The organism is Streptomyces sp. NPDC015242 (genome assembly GCF_043079125.1).
In the GTDB taxonomy this organism is placed as follows: Bacteria; Actinomycetota; Actinomycetes; order Streptomycetales; family Streptomycetaceae; genus Streptomyces.
In genome coordinates, this window is sequence record NZ_JBIBUF010000010.1 from 184,382 (window position 1) to 204,166 (window position 19,785).

The 19,785-nt window shown below is 70.5% G+C and carries 15 protein-coding genes; 7 read left to right on the forward strand and 8 right to left on the reverse strand.

Features of this window, described 5'->3' with window-relative positions:
- Positions 1–127: 127 nt before the first annotated feature.
- The 3 genes from ACF07N_RS30775 to ACF07N_RS30785 all read right to left on the reverse strand — a co-directional run bounded on the left by ACF07N_RS30775 (position 128) and on the right by ACF07N_RS30785 (position 5,045).
- Entirely contained in the window at positions 128–1,150 is a 1,023-nt protein-coding gene (locus tag ACF07N_RS30775; protein WP_392119163.1) for an aldo/keto reductase, read from the reverse strand.
- On the reverse strand, positions 1,131–2,465 hold the full coding sequence (gene gabT / locus ACF07N_RS30780) for a 4-aminobutyrate--2-oxoglutarate transaminase (RefSeq protein ID WP_383326935.1): 1,335 nt from the start codon (positions 2,463–2,465) through the stop codon (positions 1,131–1,133). The genes ACF07N_RS30775 and gabT overlap by 20 nt, the downstream gene beginning before the upstream one ends.
- Positions 2,466–2,714: 249 nt before the next feature.
- A complete protein-coding gene (locus tag ACF07N_RS30785; protein ID WP_392119166.1) occupies positions 2,715–5,045 on the reverse strand; it encodes a BTAD domain-containing putative transcriptional regulator in 2,331 nt (776 codons plus the stop codon).
- A 1,008-nt stretch (positions 5,046–6,053) separates the two neighbouring features.
- Between ACF07N_RS30785 and ACF07N_RS30790 the strand changes: the two genes are divergently transcribed.
- Positions 6,054–6,671: an RNA polymerase sigma factor gene (locus ACF07N_RS30790; RefSeq protein ID WP_392119169.1), complete on the forward strand. Its 618-nt coding sequence runs from the start codon at positions 6,054–6,056 to the stop codon at positions 6,669–6,671.
- Positions 6,664–7,608 (forward strand): CU044_5270 family protein, encoded by a 945-nt coding sequence (locus ACF07N_RS30795; protein WP_392119172.1) that lies wholly within the window; start codon positions 6,664–6,666, stop codon positions 7,606–7,608. Before ACF07N_RS30790 ends, ACF07N_RS30795 begins: the two co-directional genes overlap by 8 nt.
- A gap of 45 nt (positions 7,609–7,653) precedes the next feature.
- Here the strand turns inward: ACF07N_RS30795 and ACF07N_RS30800 are convergent, their stop codons facing one another.
- Positions 7,654–11,457 carry a hypothetical protein gene (locus ACF07N_RS30800; RefSeq protein ID WP_392119175.1) on the reverse strand — a complete coding sequence of 1,268 codons (3,804 nt, stop codon included), beginning with the start codon at positions 11,455–11,457 and terminating at the stop codon, positions 7,654–7,656.
- Positions 11,458–11,787: 330 nt separating this feature from the next.
- Between ACF07N_RS30800 and ACF07N_RS30805 the strand changes: the two genes are divergently transcribed.
- The 4 genes from ACF07N_RS30805 to ACF07N_RS30820 all read left to right on the forward strand — a co-directional run bounded on the left by ACF07N_RS30805 (position 11,788) and on the right by ACF07N_RS30820 (position 16,652).
- On the forward strand, positions 11,788–11,955 hold the full coding sequence (locus tag ACF07N_RS30805) for a hypothetical protein (protein WP_383326560.1): 168 nt from the start codon (positions 11,788–11,790) through the stop codon (positions 11,953–11,955).
- 1 nt (position 11,956) lies between these two features.
- Entirely contained in the window at positions 11,957–12,961 is a 1,005-nt protein-coding gene (locus ACF07N_RS30810; protein ID WP_392119178.1) for a peptidoglycan-binding protein, read from the forward strand.
- A gap of 293 nt (positions 12,962–13,254) precedes the next feature.
- Positions 13,255–14,769, forward strand: a complete 1,515-nt coding sequence (locus ACF07N_RS30815) for an alpha/beta hydrolase family protein (RefSeq protein ID WP_392119181.1) — start codon at positions 13,255–13,257, stop codon at positions 14,767–14,769.
- Positions 14,770–14,966: 197 nt separating this feature from the next.
- Positions 14,967–16,652, forward strand: a complete 1,686-nt coding sequence (locus tag ACF07N_RS30820; RefSeq protein ID WP_392119184.1) for a ribonuclease J — start codon at positions 14,967–14,969, stop codon at positions 16,650–16,652.
- A 142-nt stretch (positions 16,653–16,794) separates the two neighbouring features.
- On the opposite strand, the gene ACF07N_RS30825 is transcribed toward ACF07N_RS30820, so the two are convergent.
- A complete protein-coding gene (locus tag ACF07N_RS30825) occupies positions 16,795–16,965 on the reverse strand; it encodes a hypothetical protein (protein ID WP_392119187.1) in 171 nt (56 codons plus the stop codon).
- 244 nt (positions 16,966–17,209) lie between these two features.
- Positions 17,210–17,803 (reverse strand): TetR/AcrR family transcriptional regulator, encoded by a 594-nt coding sequence (locus ACF07N_RS30830; RefSeq protein WP_383345745.1) that lies wholly within the window; start codon positions 17,801–17,803, stop codon positions 17,210–17,212.
- 241 nt (positions 17,804–18,044) lie between these two features.
- On the opposite strand from ACF07N_RS30830, the gene ACF07N_RS30835 reads away from it, so the two are divergent.
- Entirely contained in the window at positions 18,045–19,190 is a 1,146-nt protein-coding gene (locus ACF07N_RS30835; RefSeq protein WP_392119190.1) for an FAD-dependent oxidoreductase, read from the forward strand.
- A 99-nt stretch (positions 19,191–19,289) separates the two neighbouring features.
- Here the strand turns inward: ACF07N_RS30835 and ACF07N_RS30840 are convergent, their stop codons facing one another.
- Both ACF07N_RS30840 and ACF07N_RS30845 read right to left on the reverse strand, forming a co-directional pair.
- Positions 19,290–19,547: a hypothetical protein gene (locus ACF07N_RS30840; RefSeq protein ID WP_392119193.1), complete on the reverse strand. Its 258-nt coding sequence runs from the start codon at positions 19,545–19,547 to the stop codon at positions 19,290–19,292.
- A 100-nt stretch (positions 19,548–19,647) separates the two neighbouring features.
- Entirely contained in the window at positions 19,648–19,770 is a 123-nt protein-coding gene (locus ACF07N_RS30845; RefSeq protein WP_392119196.1) for a hypothetical protein, read from the reverse strand.
- Positions 19,771–19,785: the final 15 nt, after the last annotated feature.

Here is a 19,785-nt window from a genome sequence, read left to right on the forward strand (position 1 = left end):
GGTGTACATAACGGGCCCCGGCTAAAACACCTCCGGCATTTTCTCCGGGGGGGGCCCGCCCCGGGCCGCGCGGGGCGGCCCCCCCCCCCCGCACCGGGGCGGCGCCCCCCCCCACGGCCGTGCTGGCTCAGTTGCCCACCAGCTCCATGAGGAACGGGCCGTAGCGTTCACCGTGCACCTCACCGGCGGCCACGGCCGCCTCCGTCTCCCGCAGATCCTGCGGTGTGAGGGAGACGAACGCCGCGGCCAGGTTCTCCTCGAGGTGGTCCCGGCGAGCCGTACCCGGGATGAGGACGATGTCGTCGCCCTGGTGATGGAGCCAGGCCAGCGCGAGCTGGGCGAGGGTGATCTCCAGACGGCGTGCGATGGGCCGCAGCCGTTCGACGAGGGCCTGGTTGCGGCCGATGTTCCGTTCGGTGAAACGGGGGAGTGTGCGCCGGAAGTCCTCCGGCCGCAACGCCGAGGCCGAGGTGACGCCGCCGGTGAGGAACCCGCGGCCCAGCGGACAGCTGGCGATGATGCCGATGCCCAGTTCACGGCAGGTGGCCAGCACGTCCCGCTCGATGCCGCGGGTCCACAGGGACCATTCACTCTGCACCGCGGTGACGGGATGCACCGCGTGGGCCCGGCGGATCGTGTCGGCGGAGACCTCGGACAGGCAGACGTGGCGCACCTTGCCCTCGGCCACGAGCTCGGCCATGGCCTCCATGGCTTCCTCGATCCGCTCCCCGGGAGCGGCCCAGTGCTTGGTGTAGAAGTCCAGCCGGTCGACGCCCAGCCGGCGCAGCGAGCCTTCGCACCTGCCGCGTATGTAGGCACGATCACCGCGGACCCCGAGGAACTCGCCGCTGGCCGAACGCTCCAGACCCACCTTCGTGGCGATCATCACGCGATCGCGTCGCCCGGCGATGGCGGCGCCGACCAGCCGCTCGCCCTCTCCGAGGCCTTGCACGTCGGCCGTGTCGAAGAGGGTGACGCCCCGGTCCACCGCGCGGTGCACGGTGGCGATCGCCTCATCGCGGTCCGATCTCCCGTAGAAGGAGCTCATGCTCAGACAACCCAGTCCCTGGGCCGGGACCGTCAGCGCTCCGAGTCTGCGGACCGGCAGAGCGGCACCGGCCCGGGACACCTCATCCGTGGAGTTCGGCACAGCACTCCTCGACGACGTCGAGCGCGTCCGTCAGCAAGGCCGGGGGAATGACGAGAGGAGGCAGGAAACGCAGTACGTTGCCATGGGTGCCGGCAGTCAGGAGCAGGACGCCACGCGCCTGACAGGCCTTGGCCACACGCTGGGCCGCCTCGGGGCTGGGACGCTTGCCGCCCGGTTCGACGATCTCGACACCCACCATCGCCCCACGCCCCCGGACCTCGCCGATGGCCGGGTGCCGCTCGGCGAGGGCGCCCAGGCGGGTGAAAAGGGTGTCGCCGGCGGCCCGCGCGGCGTCGGTGAGGTGCCGTGTGCGCATGACCTCGATCGAGGCCAGAGCGGCGGCGCAGGCGATCGGATTGCCGCCGTAGGTGCCGCCGAAACCCCCGAGTTGCACCGCGTCCATGATCTCGGCCCGCCCCGTCACGGCGGACAGGGGCAGCCCGCCGGCGAGTGCTTTGGCGGTGATCACCAGGTCCGGTACGACGTCCTCGTGCTCGGAGGCGAACCAGGTGCCCGTTCGGCAGAAGCCGCTCTGGATCTCGTCGGCGACGAACAAGGCACCGTGCGCCCGGCACCAGCGCTGCAGGGCGGGCAGGAAGCCCGGAGCCGGCACGATGAACCCGCCCTCGCCCTGGACCGGTTCGACGACGACGGCAGCCACGTTCTCCCCGCCGACCTGGCGCTCCAGTGCCTCAAGGGCTCGCTGGGCGGCTTCCTCGCCGGTCATGCCCTCCGGGTCGCGGTACGGGTAGGAGGTGGGTATCCGGTGGATGTCCGGGGCGAACGGGCCGAAGCCCTGCTTGAAGGGCGCGTTCTTCGCGGTCATGCCCAAGGCCAGGTTGGTGCGGCCGTGGTAGGCGTGGTCCAGCACCACGATGGCGGACCGGCCGGTGGCGGCCCGGGCGGCCTTGACGGCGTTCTCCACCGCTTCGGCACCCGTGCTCAGCAGAACACTGCGCTTGTCATGATGCCCCGGAGTGAGGTTCGACAGTTCCTCGCACACCTCCACGTACCCGGGGTAGGGGCTGGTCAGGAAGCAGGTGTGGGTGAACAGCCCCACTTGTTCCCGTACGGCCTCGACGACGTGAGGAGCCGCGTTGCCCACCGCCGTCACACCGAGACCGGACGCCAAGTCGATGAACGTGTTTCCGTCCACGTCGTGCAGCAGGCCGGGATCCGCCGCCGCCGCGTACACGGGAACGGCGCTGCCGACACCCTTGGCGACCGCAGCGCGACGCCGCTCTTCCCACGCGCTGGAACGCGGACCGGGAATTCCGGACGCGAGGTGGCGCCGGTCCGGCCGTACTGTTGGCATGGAAGTGGTCAAAGGACTTCTCCTGTCCGTTCGATCGGCGGGCTGCCACGGAGACGGGCCGGTTTTCACGCTAGCGTCCGGGAAAGGCGCGGAACACCTCGGATCGCGCCGCCGTCCCGGAATGCAAGAGCGCGTCAAGAATGCGGCGGGCAGGGCGGGGCGGAGGCCGGAGGTCATGGATGACAGGGTCCGGACGTCGCCCCGCGAAACCAGGTGACGGCACGAGCCAAGAAGATTCCAAGAAGTCCGTCAAGTTTTCTGCAGGCTCGTTTTGATTTTCGCTGCGGGGCGAGGTGTGTAGCACGACCCGGGCACATCACGTCTGAGCATTCCGGCTCCGGTGTCCGCCCTGGAACACGGTTTGTTCGCCATGCAGCGGAGACAGATGGTCCTCACCCGGGCCAAGCGATTCTGCAGGGCGCGGTCGGCGTGCGCGGCTTCACTGCTGCGGGGGCGTGAGCGCAGCACGGCGGATGCCTGAGCCAGCCACATCACCACCTCACCCCAGCGCTTGAGGAGTTCGGCCCGGTCCGCCATCGCGATCATCGGTCGCACAGCCTCGTGCGGATCCAGGGCCACGGCGGCCTGCGTGCAGTGATGCGTCAGGTCCGGCCCGACGACCGACCGGGAGTGGTGCGCGGTCCGGTCGGCCAGTGCCTGAGCGATGCTCAGGTGCAACTGCGCCTTCAGCACGGCGTCGAGCCCTTCGAGCAGGTAGTCCCGTATCAGGTACTGGCTGAAGCGCAGGTCGCCGGCGTCGGCGGGATTGCGGGTGAGGAGACCGGTGTCCAGTGCTCCTTTGACGGTGCCGGTCATTCCCCGCTGTTCGAGGACCGACGTGAGCAGGTAGTGGTCGATGACCGGCCCCATGACCGCGCACACCTCCAGCACGGCGATCACCTCGGGCGGATGCTCGGTGAGGCGGCTGTGCAGCACCGTCCGGACGTCGAAGGAGAGGGGAGCCAGGAGGTCCCTGTGGACGTCGCTCAGATCCTCGTGTCGCGCGAGCGCGGTGAGCAGGTACGGGTTCCCCCCGGTGGCCCGGTGCAGGAAGGACACGTGGTGCCAGGGGACGGGCGCGTGGTGCACTTCGTGGATCAGCGCGTGTGCCTCGACCGGGGAGAGCGCGGTCAGATGGAGGTTGCCCACGCTGTCCGCGCGCAGCAGGTCGGCTGTCGCACGCCGCAGGTCGGGGCGGCAGGTGAGGGAGTGCTCCTGCACGGTCGCGAGCACCGTGAGGCGCGCTTCGTGGGCCTCCATGGTGAGCAGGCGCAGCAGTTCGAGGGTGGGGGTGTCGGCGAGGTGCAGATCCTCCAGCATGATCACCAGCGGCTTGTCGGCCGCGGCACTGAGCAGCAGATGCATCACAGCCTGCTGGTATGCCATGTCGTCGAGGTCCGCCGGTCCGAAGTCGCCGTCCCGGGGCCGGTGGTACTCGTGCCGGTGCAACGTCCCGGGCACGGCGGTCGCCGCGGGGTCGCGCAGCAGGTGCCCGCGCAGCCGGAGCACCTTCTGCACGACTTGCCCCCATGTCCGGCGGCTGGGTCCTCCGCCTCCCGTGCAATGCGCCCAGACCACCTCCGCATCGGCCGCTTTGAGTTCCTGTTCCAGCTCCCGGAGCAGGCGCGTCTTGCCGATGCCTTGTTCGCCGGTGATCAGCACCGTCCGCCGGGGGAAGTCACCCATCACCATCGAGCGGAGCTGCTCCAACTCCTGGTCCCGCCCGATGAGGCTGCCGATCGGAGGCGCCCCTCTGAGGGCCCGGGGCCGGGCCGGGGCGCTGGTGGTGACGGGCGGAGGGGGCGCGGGGGCCGTGTGCGCCGGACGCGTGGTGATCACCGCAGGCCGGCTCTCGCGCAGCGGCTGGGGGAGTGTGGCCGGCAGGTCCTGGCGCAGGATCGCCTGGTGGATCTCCTGCAGTTCCTTGCTGGTGTCGGCTCCGAGTTCGGCGGAGACGTGGGAGCGGATCCGCTCGTACGTCATGAGGGCTTCCGCGGGTGAACCACTGTGGTACTGCGCCAGCATCAACTGGCTGCCCAGCCGTTCCAACATGGGGTTGCGGCGGATCTCCTTGCTCAGTTCCCCGACCACCTCGTCGTGTGCCCCGAGGTTCAGGCACGCATCGGCCCAGATCTGCAGGGCCTGGAGCCGCAGTTGGTCCAGGCGGGTCGCCTCCAGCGCGGCGAAGTCGTACGACGCCAGTTCGCTGTAGGGGGTGTCCGTCCACAGCGCCATGGCCCGGTCCAGGTCGCTGCGGGCCCCGGCGAGGTCTCCGGCGGAGAAGCGTGTGCGTCCGGATGCCACGAGACTTTCGAACCGGTGGACGTCGGTGTATTCGGGGGACATCTCCAGCTGATATCCGGGAGTCGCGTGCCGCATGCTGACGAGGATCTCGTGCCGCGTCGGCATGACATCGGATATGGCCTTGCGGAGCCGGGACACATAGGAGTGCAGTGTGCCCATCACGGCCGACGGAGGAGCCGGCCCCCATAAGGCACTGATGATGTCGTGCACGGGCACCGTCTTGCCGATACCGATCAGCAGGACCGCGAACAGGGCACGCTGCCGGGGGGAGCCCAAGGCGACTTCCTGCTGCCCGATGCGGAATCGCATATGGCCGAAGGCCTCGATGGACGGGGTGATGGGTTCGGCGGCTTCATGGACAACGTTATCTACCGGTAACACGGATGCCCTTCCACTCGACGTGGTATCGCTCGGGTGGGATACCACGTAGTCGCCCCCGTCGTACTGAAGCGGTTCAGCTCACCGTCCGTCGTCCGGGTGGGATCTCCCGGAACCTGCGCGGATGCGGCGGTTGCCGCTGTCGCGCGGTCGGTCGGTGAGCGGGTGTCGGGGCGCACCGCCACCCGGTGGCGGACGGTGGCCGGAGGAAGTGTGTCGAGGAGGGACTGTTGAACGGCATTCGGCGGCGGAGGAGTCGCGTGGGTGCGGTGCGGCCCGCATCAACGGGCGGGCCGCGACGACGAGCCGCTGATATCAGCTCCCGGCCGGGCTCGCGGTGGATGGATCCCGGACGCGGATAAGGAGTAACTCTCCATGTGCCGCCCCTCCACGGTAAGAGCGTGTGCGAAAAGCCTGAAGCGCCACCCGCGCCGCTTGCTTGAATAATAACACGCTTAGTGACTATTGTCAACTTACCGTGGTCAAGGCAAATTGAAGGTGAAAGGATGTTATCCGGCGGGGGTCGGAGAATGAAACGGGTGCTGTTTGGCGACGGCCGTGAAAGGTGACGGCGTACCAGGTACGGATGCGGGTGCCGGTTCACCTGGTGCCGAGGAGTGCGAGGACCGCGACCGGCAACAACAGCATCCACTGCGGGAGTTGCAGCAGTGGGCGTGGCCGATCGGCGGACAGAGTGATCGGCGGTGACCATGTGCCACACGACGTGCAGGGTGCGCTTGGGCTCGGCGATGGCATCAACAGGGCATTGACGGCTGCCCGTGACGGCGCCGGCCATCGTCGGACTCGGCCCGCCCACCGGATCCGGGGGAACCGGATTGCCGCGGGTGGCGAAGTACCGGTGAGAGCGCAGGATTTCGAAGCGGTGAATCGATGAAAGGAGCCCCGATGACCGCCGAACCAGGCGTCAGGGTGGGGCAGGACAGTGATGCCTCGGTGGTGGCACGGTCGTGGGACGAGCCCGAAGCCTTCGCCGTGCTCTTCGACCGCCATGCCGACTCCGTGTACCGATACGCGGCGCGTCGGCTGGGTGCGGAGGCGGCCGAGGACGTGATGGCGGAGACCTTCACCACCGCATTCCAGGTGCGTTTCCGGTACGACACGGCGCTGGCCAGCGCCCGCCCGTGGCTGTTCGGAATCACGACCAACCTCATCGGCCGCCACAAGCGCGCCGAGGCCAGGCGTCTGAAGGCGCTCGGACAACTGCCTTCGTCGCCACCCGGCGATCAAGCCGACGGGACGCTCGCGGACCGGGTGGTGGACCGGGTCAGCGCGCAGGCGGTCAGCTGTGAACTCGCCCGCGCGCTGTCCAGGTTGCCCGCCCGGCACCGGGACGTGCTGCTGCTGGTCGCCTGGGCCGACCTCGGTTACGAGGAGGTCGCACGCGCGCTTGGGGTGCCGGTGGGGACTGTCCGGTCGCGGCTGCACAGGGCACGCAGAAAAGTCCGTGAGGCGTTGGGCGGGTCCGATCCCACCACTCTTCGAGAGGAATCTGACGATGAATGAACTCGAGCTCCTGAAGGAGTGGGACGCGGAAGCGCCTCCTCTCACGGACGCCGTCCGCACCCGTGCCCGCTTCCGCCTGTATCAGGCGATGCGAGCTCCCGCCGCCGCACCCGCGGCCGTTCGCCGCCGTCCGCTGCTGCGGATCGCGGTGGCCACCCTTGCCGCGGCGGCGGTCACCACCACGGTGGTGGTCGCCGAGAACACGGGGACCGAGCCCCGCACCCGGACGGTCAGCGCGGCCACCGTGCTGCGAGGGGCGGCCGCCGAGGAACGCAGGCTCGAAAGGCCGATCGCGCCGCGCGACGACCAGTTCCTCTACGCCAAGGAGATCATCGAGGAAACCCCGGTCGGAGGCGGCCGGACCAAGACGTACGTCGACGAGAGCTGGAACTCGGTCGACGGCACCAAGAAGTCCTACGTCAGCGAGTTGGGTCGCGCCCAGTGGGTCCCGCCGGACCAGCCGGGGCAGCGCGCTTGGCCGCCGCGCAGGTGGTCGCAGCTGAAGCAGCTGCCCACCGAGCCGGACAAGCTGTCGATCGCTCTGCGTGACGTGACCGGCAAGCCGGACTACAGCCGGCCGGTGAAGGCCGACGAGTGGCCGAAGGTCCACACCTTCCTCTCCGGCCTGCTGCGCGCCCCGGTTCTGCCGAAGGGACTGCGCCCCGCCGCGTTCGAAGCCCTCGCCACCGTCCCGGGAGTCGAGGTGCTGCCCGGCCGGACCGACGTGGGCGGCCGCGCCGGCATCGGCATCCGGTACGTGGGCCCGCCCGAGGTCGCCTGGGCGGACGGGAAGCAGGTGCTGATCTTCGACGCGAAGACGTACGAGTACCTGGGCATGCGTGACCAGCGCGAGGGCAAGCACGCGGCCACGACCTACGAGCAGTGGTCGTACGTGGCCGCGAGGGGTGTGGTGGACCGGGTGGGGCAGCGCCCCTAGCGATGCCCCGCGGCGAGCCCTCGCACCGGCCCTGGGGAGGGTTGCTCACCCCCGATCGCACACCTCTCGATACGGCACGTCCGCCAGATAGGCGCGCCACTGAGGTCGTGTCAGCCCTCCCTCCGCTCGGCGACACGCCGCTTCGGCCATGCGGCCGGGGTCCACGGTGAACCGCTGGACGGACACATGGCGGCCCGCCGCGAACAGCGTGCCGCCGTCCGCCGAGAAGGCGAGGGACGTGATCTCGTCACCGGCGGTGGACAGCGCCGTGCCAAGGGGGCGGCGGGAGGAGACGTCCCACATCCTCACGCTGCCCCCGGCCCCGGCGGCCACCAGGACGGAACCGTCCGGTGAGAAGGCCAGCGCGGTCGTCGACGACTGGCCGGCGGAGGGGCCGGTCAAGGAAATGCCGCCGGATAGGATGCCCAGTGAGGTGCCTCGCCGCGTGTCCCACAGGGTGATGCGGTCGTTCATGTCGAGCAGGGCCACCGTGTCACCGTCCGGGCTGAACACCGCCCTCGCGTGGTCGTCGAGAGTCACCTTCCCGGTGCGTCCGGCGGTGGCCATCAGCGTCCCGTCGTCGTGCAGGAGCATGCGGCCGTCCGCGGAGATCGCGCTGACGGAGCCGATGTCCGAGGAGTCCTCCGGCTGTCCGGTGACGCGCCGCAGTCTGCGGCCGGTGTCGGCGTTCCACACGGTGAGGGCCGGCCGTACTCCGTCGGAGACCGTCACCTCACGGCCGTCGGGGCTGAGTGTGAAGTCCCAGGTGCTGTCGAAGGGTATGCGTACGGTGCTCAGCCGGCGGTGCCGGACGGTGTCCCAGACCGTCACGCGGTTGAGGGCCATGTCGTCGGTGCTCCGTCTCCAGCTGTAGGCGAGGCGGCGTCCGTCCGCGCTCAGCCGGAGCTTCGGCGTGGTCCACGGATCGTCGTCCCGGGGCACCAGTAGTCCGCGCAGCTCGGACCGCGGCCGTCCGGTCCGGGTGTCGTACACGGTGAGATGCCCGGTCTTTCCGCCTCGGCCCCGGAGGGCTGCCAGGGTGCTTCCGTCGGAGCTGAGTACCGCTTCACCGGTGGTCTTCCGGTTCCACGTGGCGCGCACCACCCGGCTGATGTCGACGGTCCGCACCACTCCGGTGTGGCGCGTTCCCCGCACGACGTAGCGGAGCACCCCCGCGCGGACATCGAGAGCGAATTGTTCCGGTACACGATCGCTCAGTTCGTGTCGCAGGACGGGGACGTCGGACCGGCCGGGGATCCACAGCTGTATCGCGTCGTCGCTCACGCCTGCGACGAACCGTCCGTCCTCAGTGAGCACGTACCGGGTCACGGTCCTGTCGTCGATGCGGGTGAGCTGCCTGCCCGACCGGATGTCCCAGCGGCGCAGGCCGTCGGGGCCGTGGACGGTCAGGGCCCGTCCGTCCGGCGCCATCCTCAGGACGTCGTCCACCCCGCACACGGGACGGGGAGACCAGTCGACGTCGCGGCCGCGCCGGGTGCGCGCGTCCCACAGACGCAGCCCCTTGGACGTGCACACGGCGAGGGTCTTGTTGTCCGCCGTGACGTCGTAGGCGGCCATGTCTCCGTCGGGCAGGGTGATCCGGAAGAGGCGCCGTCCGCTCCTCGTGTCCCACACGCTCAGCCTGTCGTCGTCCTGCGAGGTCCACGCGTGCCCGCTGGAGCTGAAACCGTGGGCAAACGCCTTGCCGGCCACCGCGGTGATGACCTGCGGCTCGTCGGTGCCGGCCTCGACCAGGTCGGGCAGGGCGGCCACCTTCGGTTCCATCATGGGGTCGGGCACGGTGGGCCCGCGGAAGCGCTCCGCGAGGACGTCCCACAGGCGCAGGGTTCCCGCCTCGATGTCCTGAACGAGCAGGTGGCGTCCGTCGGGGGTGGCCGTGGGCTCGGCGAGGTCACCGGGTGGCGACCGGTGATCGCTGATCCGCCGGCGGGTGTGCAGGTCCCAGCGGGTGATGCCGTCGGGCCCGTCGAGGGTGGTGAGCGTACGGCCGTCGTCGGCCAGGACGTAACCGTCCGCCGTACCGGCCCGGTGCGGGGTGAAAGGGGCCGGTTCGTCGCGGCCCAGCGCGCCGAGCAGAGCGGAACGGGTCTCCGGACCGGGGTCCAGGCGCCAGGCGGCCACGGCGAGCCGGAGGGCGAGACCGGGATCGGAGGAGCGCAGGGTGTCGGCGGCGGTGGCGGCGCGGCCGGCGGCGGCCTCCAGCCGGCGGCGGTCCGAGGAGCGGTTCTGCTGCCAGGCGACCACTCCCGCGATCAGGGCCAGTACGAGCAGCACCGAGACGGAGGCGGCCAGGCCCCTCAGACGACGGCGTTCCCGGGCGAGAGCAGCGCGGCTGGCGGTGAGGAACTCGCGTTCCACCGGGGTGAGATCGGCGACGGCGTCCGGGCCGGTGAAGATCTCTTCGGCCTCCGCGAGACGCGCGCCCCGGTAGAGGGCCCCGGTGTCGCGGTCCAGTCCCTGCCAGAGCAGGGCCGCTTCGGTGAGCCGCCGCAGGGCGTGCAGGCGGTGCCGGTCCTCCTCGATCCAGCTGCGCAGCCGCGGCCAGGAAGTGATCAGGGCCTCGTGGGCGAGATGGACGGTGTCGCCGTCCAGGGTGACGAGCCGGGCCCGCGCCAGCCGTTCGAGCACGGCGTCGGTCTGCTCCGGGGAATCCGGGCCGGTCGTGCGCAGCTCCGCGCGGTCCACGGGGCGGCCGGTGTCCGCTGTGCCCTCGCCCGGCGCGATCAGCCGCAGCAGGGTACGGCGGACCAAGGCCGCCTGGGCGGGGCCGAGTTCGCCGTACAGGTCCTCGGCCGTCTGTGCGACGGCACCCCGGACCCCACCGGCGGCCTCGTACGCCCGGAGCGTCAGCATCCGGCCGGTCCGGCGCCGCCAGGTCTCCAGCAGCGCGTGCGACAGCAGGGGCAGACCGCCCGGCTCGCCCGTCACCTCGTCCAGCAGCCGGGCGGTCAGGGCTCGTTCGACCGTCAGTCCCCGGACGGAGGCGGGCCGCACGATCGCCTCACGCAGCTCCTCACGGCTCGGCGGCCCCACCGGTATGCCCGCTTCCCGCACCACACGGACCAGTTCGGGATGTTCCAGGCAGCGGGCGTAGAAGTCCGCGCGTACGCCGAGGACCACTCGCAGCCGGCTGGCCGGTTCGCGGGAGGTGAGCAACAGGTCGATGAATTGCGCGCGTTCTGCCGGGTCCGGGCAGAGGGTGAACACCTCCTCGAACTGGTCGACCAGGACGAGGGTGTCGCCGGGCCGTTCGGCGGGCCGCAACCGCTCGGCGTGGGTGCTGACCGGATGGGCGCCGGGCGTCAGGATGCGGATGGCCGCGAGCGGCGTCCCCGGCCCCACGCCCTCGCGCAGTCGGGGGACCAGCCCGGCGCGCAGCAGGGAGGACTTCCCGCTGCCGGAGGGACCGAGCACCACGGCGCACCGGTGGGCGCGCACCAGTTCCTCCACGCTCTCGACGAGCCGGTCGCGTCCGAAAAACACCTCCGCGTCACGTGGTTCGAACCGCATCAGGCCGCGGTACGGCGACTCCTCGTCCCCGGCGTCGTCCCGGGGCACGGCGGCCAGGTCGCCGGTGACGGCCCGCCAGCGTTTCTCCCAGTCGCCCGCGTCTCCGCCGCACGCCGCCACATAGGCGAGGGTGACGGCCAGTGTCGGCAGCTTCTCCCCGGCGGCGGCCTGCGACAGCGCGGGGGCCGAGTAACCGGTCCGCTGGGCCATCGTCCGGTACGTCGGTGCACCCGCTTCGGCGCGCAACGCCCGTAAGTCCGCCGCGAACCGCTGCACCGGACCCGCGTCCCGGTCGAGCGGTTTCTCCTTGCGCCCCATTCCGTGTCCCCCGTTCCCCCGTCTGCGTCCGGCCCCTCGAACCCGGGCCCCCTGCCCGGCCGGTGCGTGCCGTGCGCCGGCCGAGCGGCCGTCCCCCTGACGCCGTGCCGGCAGCACGGCCCGACGCGAGTCACGGTAGGACTCGCCCCCGGCCCGCGCAAAGCGGCTCAGCGCGACTGGCGAATTGTTCACCTGCACAAATGCGGGCTGCTTATCAACACTTCGCCCGCTGAACTCGATGTCGAGCGGCACCGCGACGGCGCCGCCCACCGCCGCCCGGCCCTTCAAGGTCCGCGGCCGGCGCGATCCGACACGAGAGAGGAACGGCTCATGACCGAGCCCGCGAAGGAACAGCCCGCCCAGGAGCAGCAGTCGCCGTACCCGGTCGGCGGCGCGGGGGTCTTCGACGTCGACCCCAGCCAGGACGGCATCAGCCAGGACCCCGACGTCGCCGTCGACGGCGACGTCCAGGCCCTCCCGGAAGATGTGGAGATCTGACATGGGGAACGTCAAGGGAATGCTCACGGCGGCCCGCAAGCTGCTGGGAGTCAGGGAGAACCCGCCCGGCTCCAACAACAACATCGTCACCCGGTGGTACGGGATGCGCGGCCCCTGGTGCAACATGGCCGTCAGCTACGCCGCCGCCCACTCCGACAACCTGTCCGCGATAGGCGGCAAGTTCGCCTACACCGTCGCCCACGCCCGCTACTTCCAGAAGAAGGGCCGCTGGCACTACGGCATCGGCGGCATCCGCCCCGGCGACATCGTCTTCTTCGACTGGTCCGGCTCCCGCTCCATCGGTGCCATCGACCACGTCGGCATCGTCGAAGCGGTGCACTCCAACCGCACCATCACCACCCTGGAGGGCAACACCTCCGACGCCTTCCGCCGCAGGCGCCGCAACTCCGCCTGCATCGTCGGCTACGGCCGCCCCGCCTACAAGGGCGGCGGTGCCCCGATGCCCGGCGGCGACGGCATCCTGCGGCGCGGCTCGAAGGGCAACGCCGTCAAGACGCTGCAGAAGAACCTGAACACGGTGCTGAAGACCAAGCTCACCGTGGACGGCGACTTCGGGCCGGCCACCGAGAAGGCGGTGAAGGTCTTCCAGGCCAAGTACCGCCTGACCGTGGACGGGCAGTACGGACCGAACTCCGCGGCGATGATGAAGGCCGTCCTGGCCGGCCGCGACAAGCCGATCCGGCCGCGGGTCCTCGTCCAGCACGTGGACTCCCTGAAGGTGGACGGGGAGTTCGGGCCGGCCACGTGCGCCGCGCTCCAGCGGTCCCTCAACAGCCGTGCCAAGGCCGGACTGGAGGTGGACGGCGCGTTCGGGCCGCTGACCATCAAGGCCCTGCAGAGGTATCTGGAGGTCGCTGCGGACGGCATCGTCGGCCCGAAGACCATCACCGCGCTGCGGACTCGTCTCGGTGCCGAGCCCGACGGTGACTGGGACGCGGAGACCACGCGCCTGCTCCAGAGGGCGCTGAACTCGGGCTCCTTCTGACCCTGGTCGCGGCCCCGGCCGGGAGACCGGCACGGAGGTGGCCTCCCGGCCGGGGTCCGGCACCACGCGTGACCAGGACAGGACCACACGACTGCGTGAAGGAGGCGCACAGGCGCGGTGAAGTCGTCACTCGGTTCCACGACGACGGCCTCACCCGCTACCAGTAACTCCGAGACCGCGTCACCGTGATACGACCGCAGGAGGAGCCCGTCACCTCCTGCGGTCGCACAGTGGCCGTTGATTCGGGATTCTCACGTGCGACCCTGGTCGCATGTGATCGCGACCTGGGGTCGATGTGGCAGCGCGTGCCCCGCCCTGAGGATGACCGGGTGACCGACATCATCGCGGGGCTGTACATGTCCCCGCTGGAAATCATCGCCCTGTTCAGCGCCGTGGCGCTGGTGGTGGCACGCTGGCTTCCCCCCGCGGCCCGCCCCCGCGTCGTGATCGCGGCGGTGGCGGTTCTCGCACTGTCCGCGATCGTGCTGAGCGTGGTGGGGTTCCGCTGGCAGATGCTGCCGGTGCTGGCAGGCGCTGCCGTCACGCTGCCGTTCGCTCTCCCGCCGCTGCTGCGACGCCGTACCGGCCGGCCGGTGTGGCGGGCCCGATGGTGGCTGGCGTTGCCGGGCTCGGTGGCCTGCCTCGGCCTGACAGTCACGGGTCCGGTCGCCGCCTGGGCCTTTCCTGTGCCCGATTTCCCCGAGCCGTCGGGCCGTTTCGCGGTCGGCACCCGGGTGCTGCAGTGGACCGACCCGAGCCGCCCCGAGACGTTCACCGCCGATCCGCACGACCGGCGCACGGTTGTGGTCCAGCTCTGGTATCCCGCCCGGAAGAGCCCCGCGGGCGCGCAGCGGGCCCAGTACCTCGGACGCACGGAGCAGGAGGCACGTACCGTCTCCGACGCCCTGGCCCGCCAGGTCGGCCTGCCCGGCTTCCTCGTCGACGGCGTCCCGCGTGCCCGCACCCGAGCGGTCTTCGACGCGCCGGTGGCCGATGGTGGCGAACGGTTCCCGGTCGTGCTGTTCTCTCCCGGGTCGGGCGGAGTCCGCACCCAGAACACCGCCTGGGCGGAGGAACTGGCCAGCCACGGCTATGCGGTCGTCGGCCTCGACCACCCGTACGACTCCGCCGCGGTCGTCCTCGATGACGGCCGGACGGTCCGCACCAGGACCGACTCCACCGGAGACCGGGCCCAGGACGACAAGCTGGCGGCCGGCTGGACGGCTGTCCGGGCCGCCGACCTCCGCTTCGTCCTGACCCGGCTGACCCACCTGGACCGAGGTGACACGGCCGGACCGCCGGCCGGACGCCTGGACACCCGCCGGACCGCGGTCACCGGCCATTCCATGGGTGGTGCCGCCGCTCTCCAGGCGGCCCGGCAGGACCGCAGGTTCGACGCCGTCATCGATCTGGACGGCTATCCGCACGGTCCCACCTCCCCCTCCCTCCACCGGCCGGCGCTCGCGCTCACCCAGGCGATCACCCCGGGGACCGACCCGCACTACATGCCCCGCCTCACCCAGGCCCTGAAGCACAGCACCGCGACGAGCTACCGGCTCACCGTTCCCGGCGCCGCGCACCTCACGTTCATGGACGGCCCCCTGTACCTGCCGCCCGTACCCTCGATCACCGGCTCCCTGGGCCGCACCGGCAGCCCGCACGTCGTCGCCGAGACCACGCTCGCCTTCCTGGACGCCACCCTCCGGCGGGAACCCGGTGACGTGGCAAGCGCTCTGTCCGCCCACGGCAGCCTCAGCGTCCACCACCCGGACCCCGCGGACCCCCCGGACCTCCCGGACCACCGCTGATCCGCTGGGCCACGGGAGCCGCCGAAACGGCGACCCGGCACGGCCACCCGGCATCGGCTGCGACCCGCGGCCAGGGCCTGTCCGCAGTCGGAGCCTTCGACGGCGACGGGACGACGGCCCGTGTTCCTCGCCTCCCGGCACGCGCCCGGCAGGCAGGCCGTGGATCATCCCATCCCCGTGTCGGGTAGCGTCAGGGTATGAGTCATCCGCACCCCGAGCTGAAAACCGCCCCGCCCCTTCCGGAAGGAGGGCTGCGGGTCATCGCCCTGGGCGGCCTGGGGGAGATCGGCCGCAACATGACCGTCTTCGAGCACGCCGGCAAGCTGCTCATCGTCGACTGCGGCGTGCTCTTCCCGGAGGAGACCCAGCCCGGCGTGGACGTGATCCTGCCGGACTTCACCTCGATCCGGGACCGCCTGGACGACATCGTGGCCGTGGTGCTGACCCACGGCCACGAGGACCACATCGGAGGCGTCCCGTACCTGCTGCGCGAGCGGTCCGACATTCCGGTCGTCGGGTCCAAGCTGACGCTGGCGTTCCTGGAGGCCAAGCTCAAGGAACACGGCATCCGGCCGCGCACCGTGCGGGTACGGGAGGGGGACCGGCGCGGCTTCGGGCCCTTCGACTGCGAGTTCGTGGCCGTCAACCACTCCATCCCGGACAGCCTCGCGGTCGCGATCCGCACCAGCGCCGGGATGGTGCTGCACACCGGTGACTTCAAGATGGACCAGTTCCCTCTCGACGAACGCATCACCGACCTGCGCGCCTTCGCCCGGCTCGGTGAGGAGGGCGTGGACCTGTTCCTCACCGACTCCACCAACGCGGAAGTGCCCGGTTTCACCACCTCCGAGCGTGAGCTGAACCCGGCGATCGAGCAGGTGATGCGGACCGCGCCGCGCCGGGTCATCGTCTCCAGCTTCGCCAGCCATGTGCACCGCATCCAGCAGGTGCTGGACGCCGCCCACGAGCACGGCCGCAAGGTCGCCTTCGTCGGCCGGTCCATGGTCCGCAACATGGGCATCGCCCGTGACCTGGGCTATCTGAAGGTCCCGTCCGGTCTGGTCGTGAGCACCAAGGAGCTGGAGAAACTCCCGGATCACAAGGTCACCCTGGTGTGCACCGGCTCCCAGGGCGAACCGATGGCCGCGCTGTCCCGCATGGCCAACCGCGACCACATGATCCGCATCGGCAAGGGCGACACCGTCCTGCTCGCCAGCTCCCTCATCCCCGGCAACGAGAACGCCATCTACCGAGTGATCAACGGACTCACCAGGTGGGGCGCGCACGTGGTCCACAAGGGCAACGCCAAGGTGCACGTCTCCGGGCACGCGAGCGCCGGCGAACTCGTCTACTGCTACAACATCGTCAAGCCGCGCAACGTCATGCCCGTGCACGGCGAGTACCGCCACCTGCGGGCCAACGCCGACCTCGCCATCCGTACCGGGGTCGACCCCGAGCGAGTGGTCATCGCCGAGGACGGTGTCGTCGTCGATCTCGTCGACGGCCGGGCTTCCATCACCGGCAAGGTCCCGGCCGGCAACGTCTACGTGGACGGCATGGAGGTCGGCGGTGCCACCGAGGCGTCCCTCAAGGACCGGCTCACCCTCGCCGAGGAAGGCGTCGTCACCGTGGTGGCCATCGTGGACGCGGACACCGGCGCACTGGCCGAGGCGCCCGACTTCCTGGCCCGCGGCTTCGTCCATGACGACACCACCTTCGAGCCGGTCATCCCGGTGATCGAGAAGACCCTGGCCACGGCGGCCGAGGAAGGCGTCGGTGACGCACGCCAACTCGAACAGCTCATCGCGCGCGCCGTCGCCAACTGGGCCTTCCGCACCCACCGGCGCAAGCCCCTCATCATCCCCGTCATCATCGACGCCTGAGCGGACCGCGCCCCGGGCGACGCCTGCGGCCCGGGCAGGACGGTGAGCGCGCGGGCCCGATGCCGGCTGTCTTCTTCCTGGCCGCAGGAGGAGCAGAGGGCGTCCATCACGGAACCCGAGTTCGATGACGCGGGTGCTGGTGCTACGGCTGCCGCGCGGGGCCGGTCACGAAGTGGCTGAGGCGGTAGGTGGTCGGCAGTGTCAGGCGCCCGCACAGCGTGTCGATCCGCGTCATCGATTCGTCGACGCCTGCCGCCTGGAGCTCCCGCAACCGCGTGACCATCTCCGCGTGGTCCCGAGTTTCGAGGATCACCTCCCACCGTCCCGCGTCCGGCGCGGTGCGAGCGGCGAACCGTTGCCGCGCCTCCTCTTGCCGTCGTCTCTTCTTCCCCTGTCCTGGCACCCGCTCAGCATCCCCGGCCGGTGTCAGGACGGCAAGGCAATAGGTCCGGGCATGTACGTCCACGGCCGACGCGGCCGTTGTCGCCTTGTCGACGATGCACGGGGACCCGCCGGCCGCCGGAGCCGGCCATCCCGTGCGGGACGAGGTCCAGGCGCTACGGCGCGGGCGGCCTGCTCGGCGGCTCCCAGCCGTGGGTGAGGATGTCGAAGATCGTCTCGACGGCGGCCCGGCGGTCCTGCCGGCCGCGAGCGAGCACCGGGACATCGAGCACGAACCGGGCGAGAGCCACACATGCCAGGTTGTCGTGCTCCACGCCGAACTCGTCGGCGATGGCCGCGCTGAGGCTGTCGGTGTACCGGGTCCACATGCGTTCGGCGTAGGCGCGCAGCGCCGGCGTGGAGTTCACCAGGTCGGTGAACTCGGTCGCCTGAGGATGTGCCTCGATGGACGGCCAGGTGTCCAGGACGTGCTGTCGAAGGGCATCGAGGATGCTCTGATCGGAGCGGCGCTGCCGCACCGCGGCGACCAGCTGAGACTCCCGGTCCTCGTCCTGGTCGAACACCAGCGCTTCCTTGCCGCTGAAGTGCTTGAACACCGTAGCGGTCGACACGTCGGCGGCTTCGGCGATGTCGCGGATGCTCACCTGGTCGTAGCCGCGCTCCAGGAAGAGTCGCAGTGCGGCGTCGGCGATCGCCTGCCGGGTGGCCGCCTTCTTGCGGTCGCGGCGGCTGACAGAGGGCACGGTCATGGCTGCATCGTACCCGAGAGTCGAATCAGTCACTAAGTAGAGTCGTTGCACTTTTCGACTCGCTCTGTTTCTATGGGAGTGTGCGAGCGCCGAGCGGCGCATCCTCGTCGGCCCGGTCCGTCGTCTGCGCCGCGCCGACCTGTTCATCTGCGAGGCCCTTCCGTCGGCACATCCGGTGTCGCTCCTCAGGTCGACGGCTCCCGGCCTGCTCGCCCCTCTTCGACGACTGAAAGGCACCATCATGAACTCTCCAGAACCCGCCCAGGCGCGCATCAGCATCATCGGCGCCGGCCCCGGCGGACTGACCTGCGCCCGTATCCTCCAGCAGCGCGGCATGGCGGTCACCGTCTACGACCGCGACCGGGGCCCCGCCGCGCGCAACCAGGGCGGCACTCTCGACCTGCATGCCGACAACGGTCAACTCGCCCTGCGCGAGGCCGGTCTGCTCGACGAGTTCTTCGAGCTCGCCCGTCCCGAAGGGCAGGAAATGCGGCAATTGGACCCGACCGGCGCGATCACGTCCCACCAAGTCCCGGCAGCCGACGAGCTGTTCAAACCGGAGATCGACCGTGGCCAGCTGCGTGACCTGTTGCTCGACTCCCTGCAACCGGGAACGGTGCACTGGGGCCGTGCACTCGACACGATCAGCGGCCCGGACGACGGGCCGCGGCACTTGCACTTCACCGACGGCACGACCATCCGGACCGATCTGGTCATCGGTGCCGACGGCGCGTCCTCCCGTGTACGCCCGGCCCTGTCCCCAGCCGTCCCGGAATACACGGGGGTGAGCTTCCTGGAAGCGTGGTTCTCAGACGTGGAGAACCGGCACCCGGACCTGGCCGAGCTGGTCGGTCAGGGCAGCGCCCACGCAGCCGACGGCGAGCGCGCCCTGTTCGCCCAGCGCAACAGCGGAAACCACATCCGCGTCTACATCATCCGACGCGTCCCGGCCGACTGGATCAGCATGAGCGGCCTGACAGACGAGGACACCGACGGCATCCGCGCCCTGCTCCTGGACGAGTTCACCGGATGGTCGCCCCGCATGCGCCGGATGATCACCGAGAACGACGGCCCCTACGTCGACCGCCCGATCTTCGCCCTCCCGGTCCCGCACACCTGGGAGCACAACCCCACGGTGACCCTGCTCGGAGATGCCGCCCACCTCATGCCCCCGCTCGGCGTCGGCGTCAACCTCGCCATGCTCGACGCCGCCGAACTCGCCCTCGCTCTCGCCGACGCCGCCACCGTCGCGGACGCGATCCGCACCTACGAGAAGACCATGCTCCCCCGCTCCACCGAGACGGCCAAGGCCCTCGAAGGCGCCGCCGAACACCTGCTGTCCACCGACGTACACGACTTCGGCAGCGACCACGACGCCCAGTCCTGAGGACTGCCCGAGGTCTCCGGCCGTCGCCGGGGGCGCAGCCGCATCCCGGCGGGTGCAGCGCGCCACACAGGACGGATCCCCGAACGACAAGCAGACGGGTCAGCCGGGCACTTCTTCTTCGCCGGGACGGCCCGGCTCGGCGGACCACCGCTTCACGTACCAGGCCACCCCGTCGTCCATGGCCAGCATCAGAGGAACGCCGATCATCAACGTCCATTGGGGCAGCCCGGCGAAGTGGGCGATGGTGGCGAAGAGCATCGCGAGAACGGCCATCAGCAGCCATCGCAGCCCGTGCTGCCACCACCGGTGTGCCGCCAGCCACCGAGCCCAGCGCCGCGCCCTGTCCGACTGCGCCATTCCGGTCACCCCCCGTTGAGCACCTCGCAGAGTTCGACTCACGCGAGGCCGTGACGGTTGCGGTGAAGACGGTGCAGAGCTGAGCAGTGATCGGAGCCGGTCAGAGACCTGAGGGGTGAGCGGAGAGCCAGTCGGCGTGCCGATCGCGCATACGGTCCCGTTCTTCGGGTGTGGTGAGGAAGATGTCGGCACCGCCGTCGTAGGGGTGATGAATGCGCTGCATGCGGGTGTCGGTGAT

Bases quoted from the DNA above. Each gene is read 5' to 3' on its own strand.
- gabT (WP_383326935.1), bottom strand. From the start codon at position 2,465: ATGCCAACAGTACGGCCGGACCGGCGCCACCTCGCGTCCGGAATTCCC.
- ACF07N_RS30790 (WP_392119169.1), top strand. From the start codon at position 6,054: ATGACCGCCGAACCAGGCGTCAGGGTGGGGCAGGACAGTGATGCCTCG.
- ACF07N_RS30795 (WP_392119172.1), top strand. From the start codon at position 6,664: ATGAATGAACTCGAGCTCCTGAAGGAGTGGGACGCGGAAGCGCCTCCT.
- ACF07N_RS30800 (WP_392119175.1), bottom strand. From the start codon at position 11,457: ATGGGGCGCAAGGAGAAACCGCTCGACCGGGACGCGGGTCCGGTGCAG.
- ACF07N_RS30805 (WP_383326560.1), top strand. From the start codon at position 11,788: ATGACCGAGCCCGCGAAGGAACAGCCCGCCCAGGAGCAGCAGTCGCCG.
- ACF07N_RS30810 (WP_392119178.1), top strand. From the start codon at position 11,957: ATGGGGAACGTCAAGGGAATGCTCACGGCGGCCCGCAAGCTGCTGGGA.
- ACF07N_RS30815 (WP_392119181.1), top strand. From the start codon at position 13,255: ATGTGGCAGCGCGTGCCCCGCCCTGAGGATGACCGGGTGACCGACATC.
- ACF07N_RS30820 (WP_392119184.1), top strand. From the start codon at position 14,967: ATGAGTCATCCGCACCCCGAGCTGAAAACCGCCCCGCCCCTTCCGGAA.
- ACF07N_RS30830 (WP_383345745.1), bottom strand. From the start codon at position 17,803: ATGACCGTGCCCTCTGTCAGCCGCCGCGACCGCAAGAAGGCGGCCACC.
- ACF07N_RS30835 (WP_392119190.1), top strand. From the start codon at position 18,045: ATGAACTCTCCAGAACCCGCCCAGGCGCGCATCAGCATCATCGGCGCC.
- ACF07N_RS30840 (WP_392119193.1), bottom strand. From the start codon at position 19,547: ATGGCGCAGTCGGACAGGGCGCGGCGCTGGGCTCGGTGGCTGGCGGCA.
- ACF07N_RS30845 (WP_392119196.1), bottom strand. From the start codon at position 19,770: ATGCAGCGCATTCATCACCCCTACGACGGCGGTGCCGACATCTTCCTC.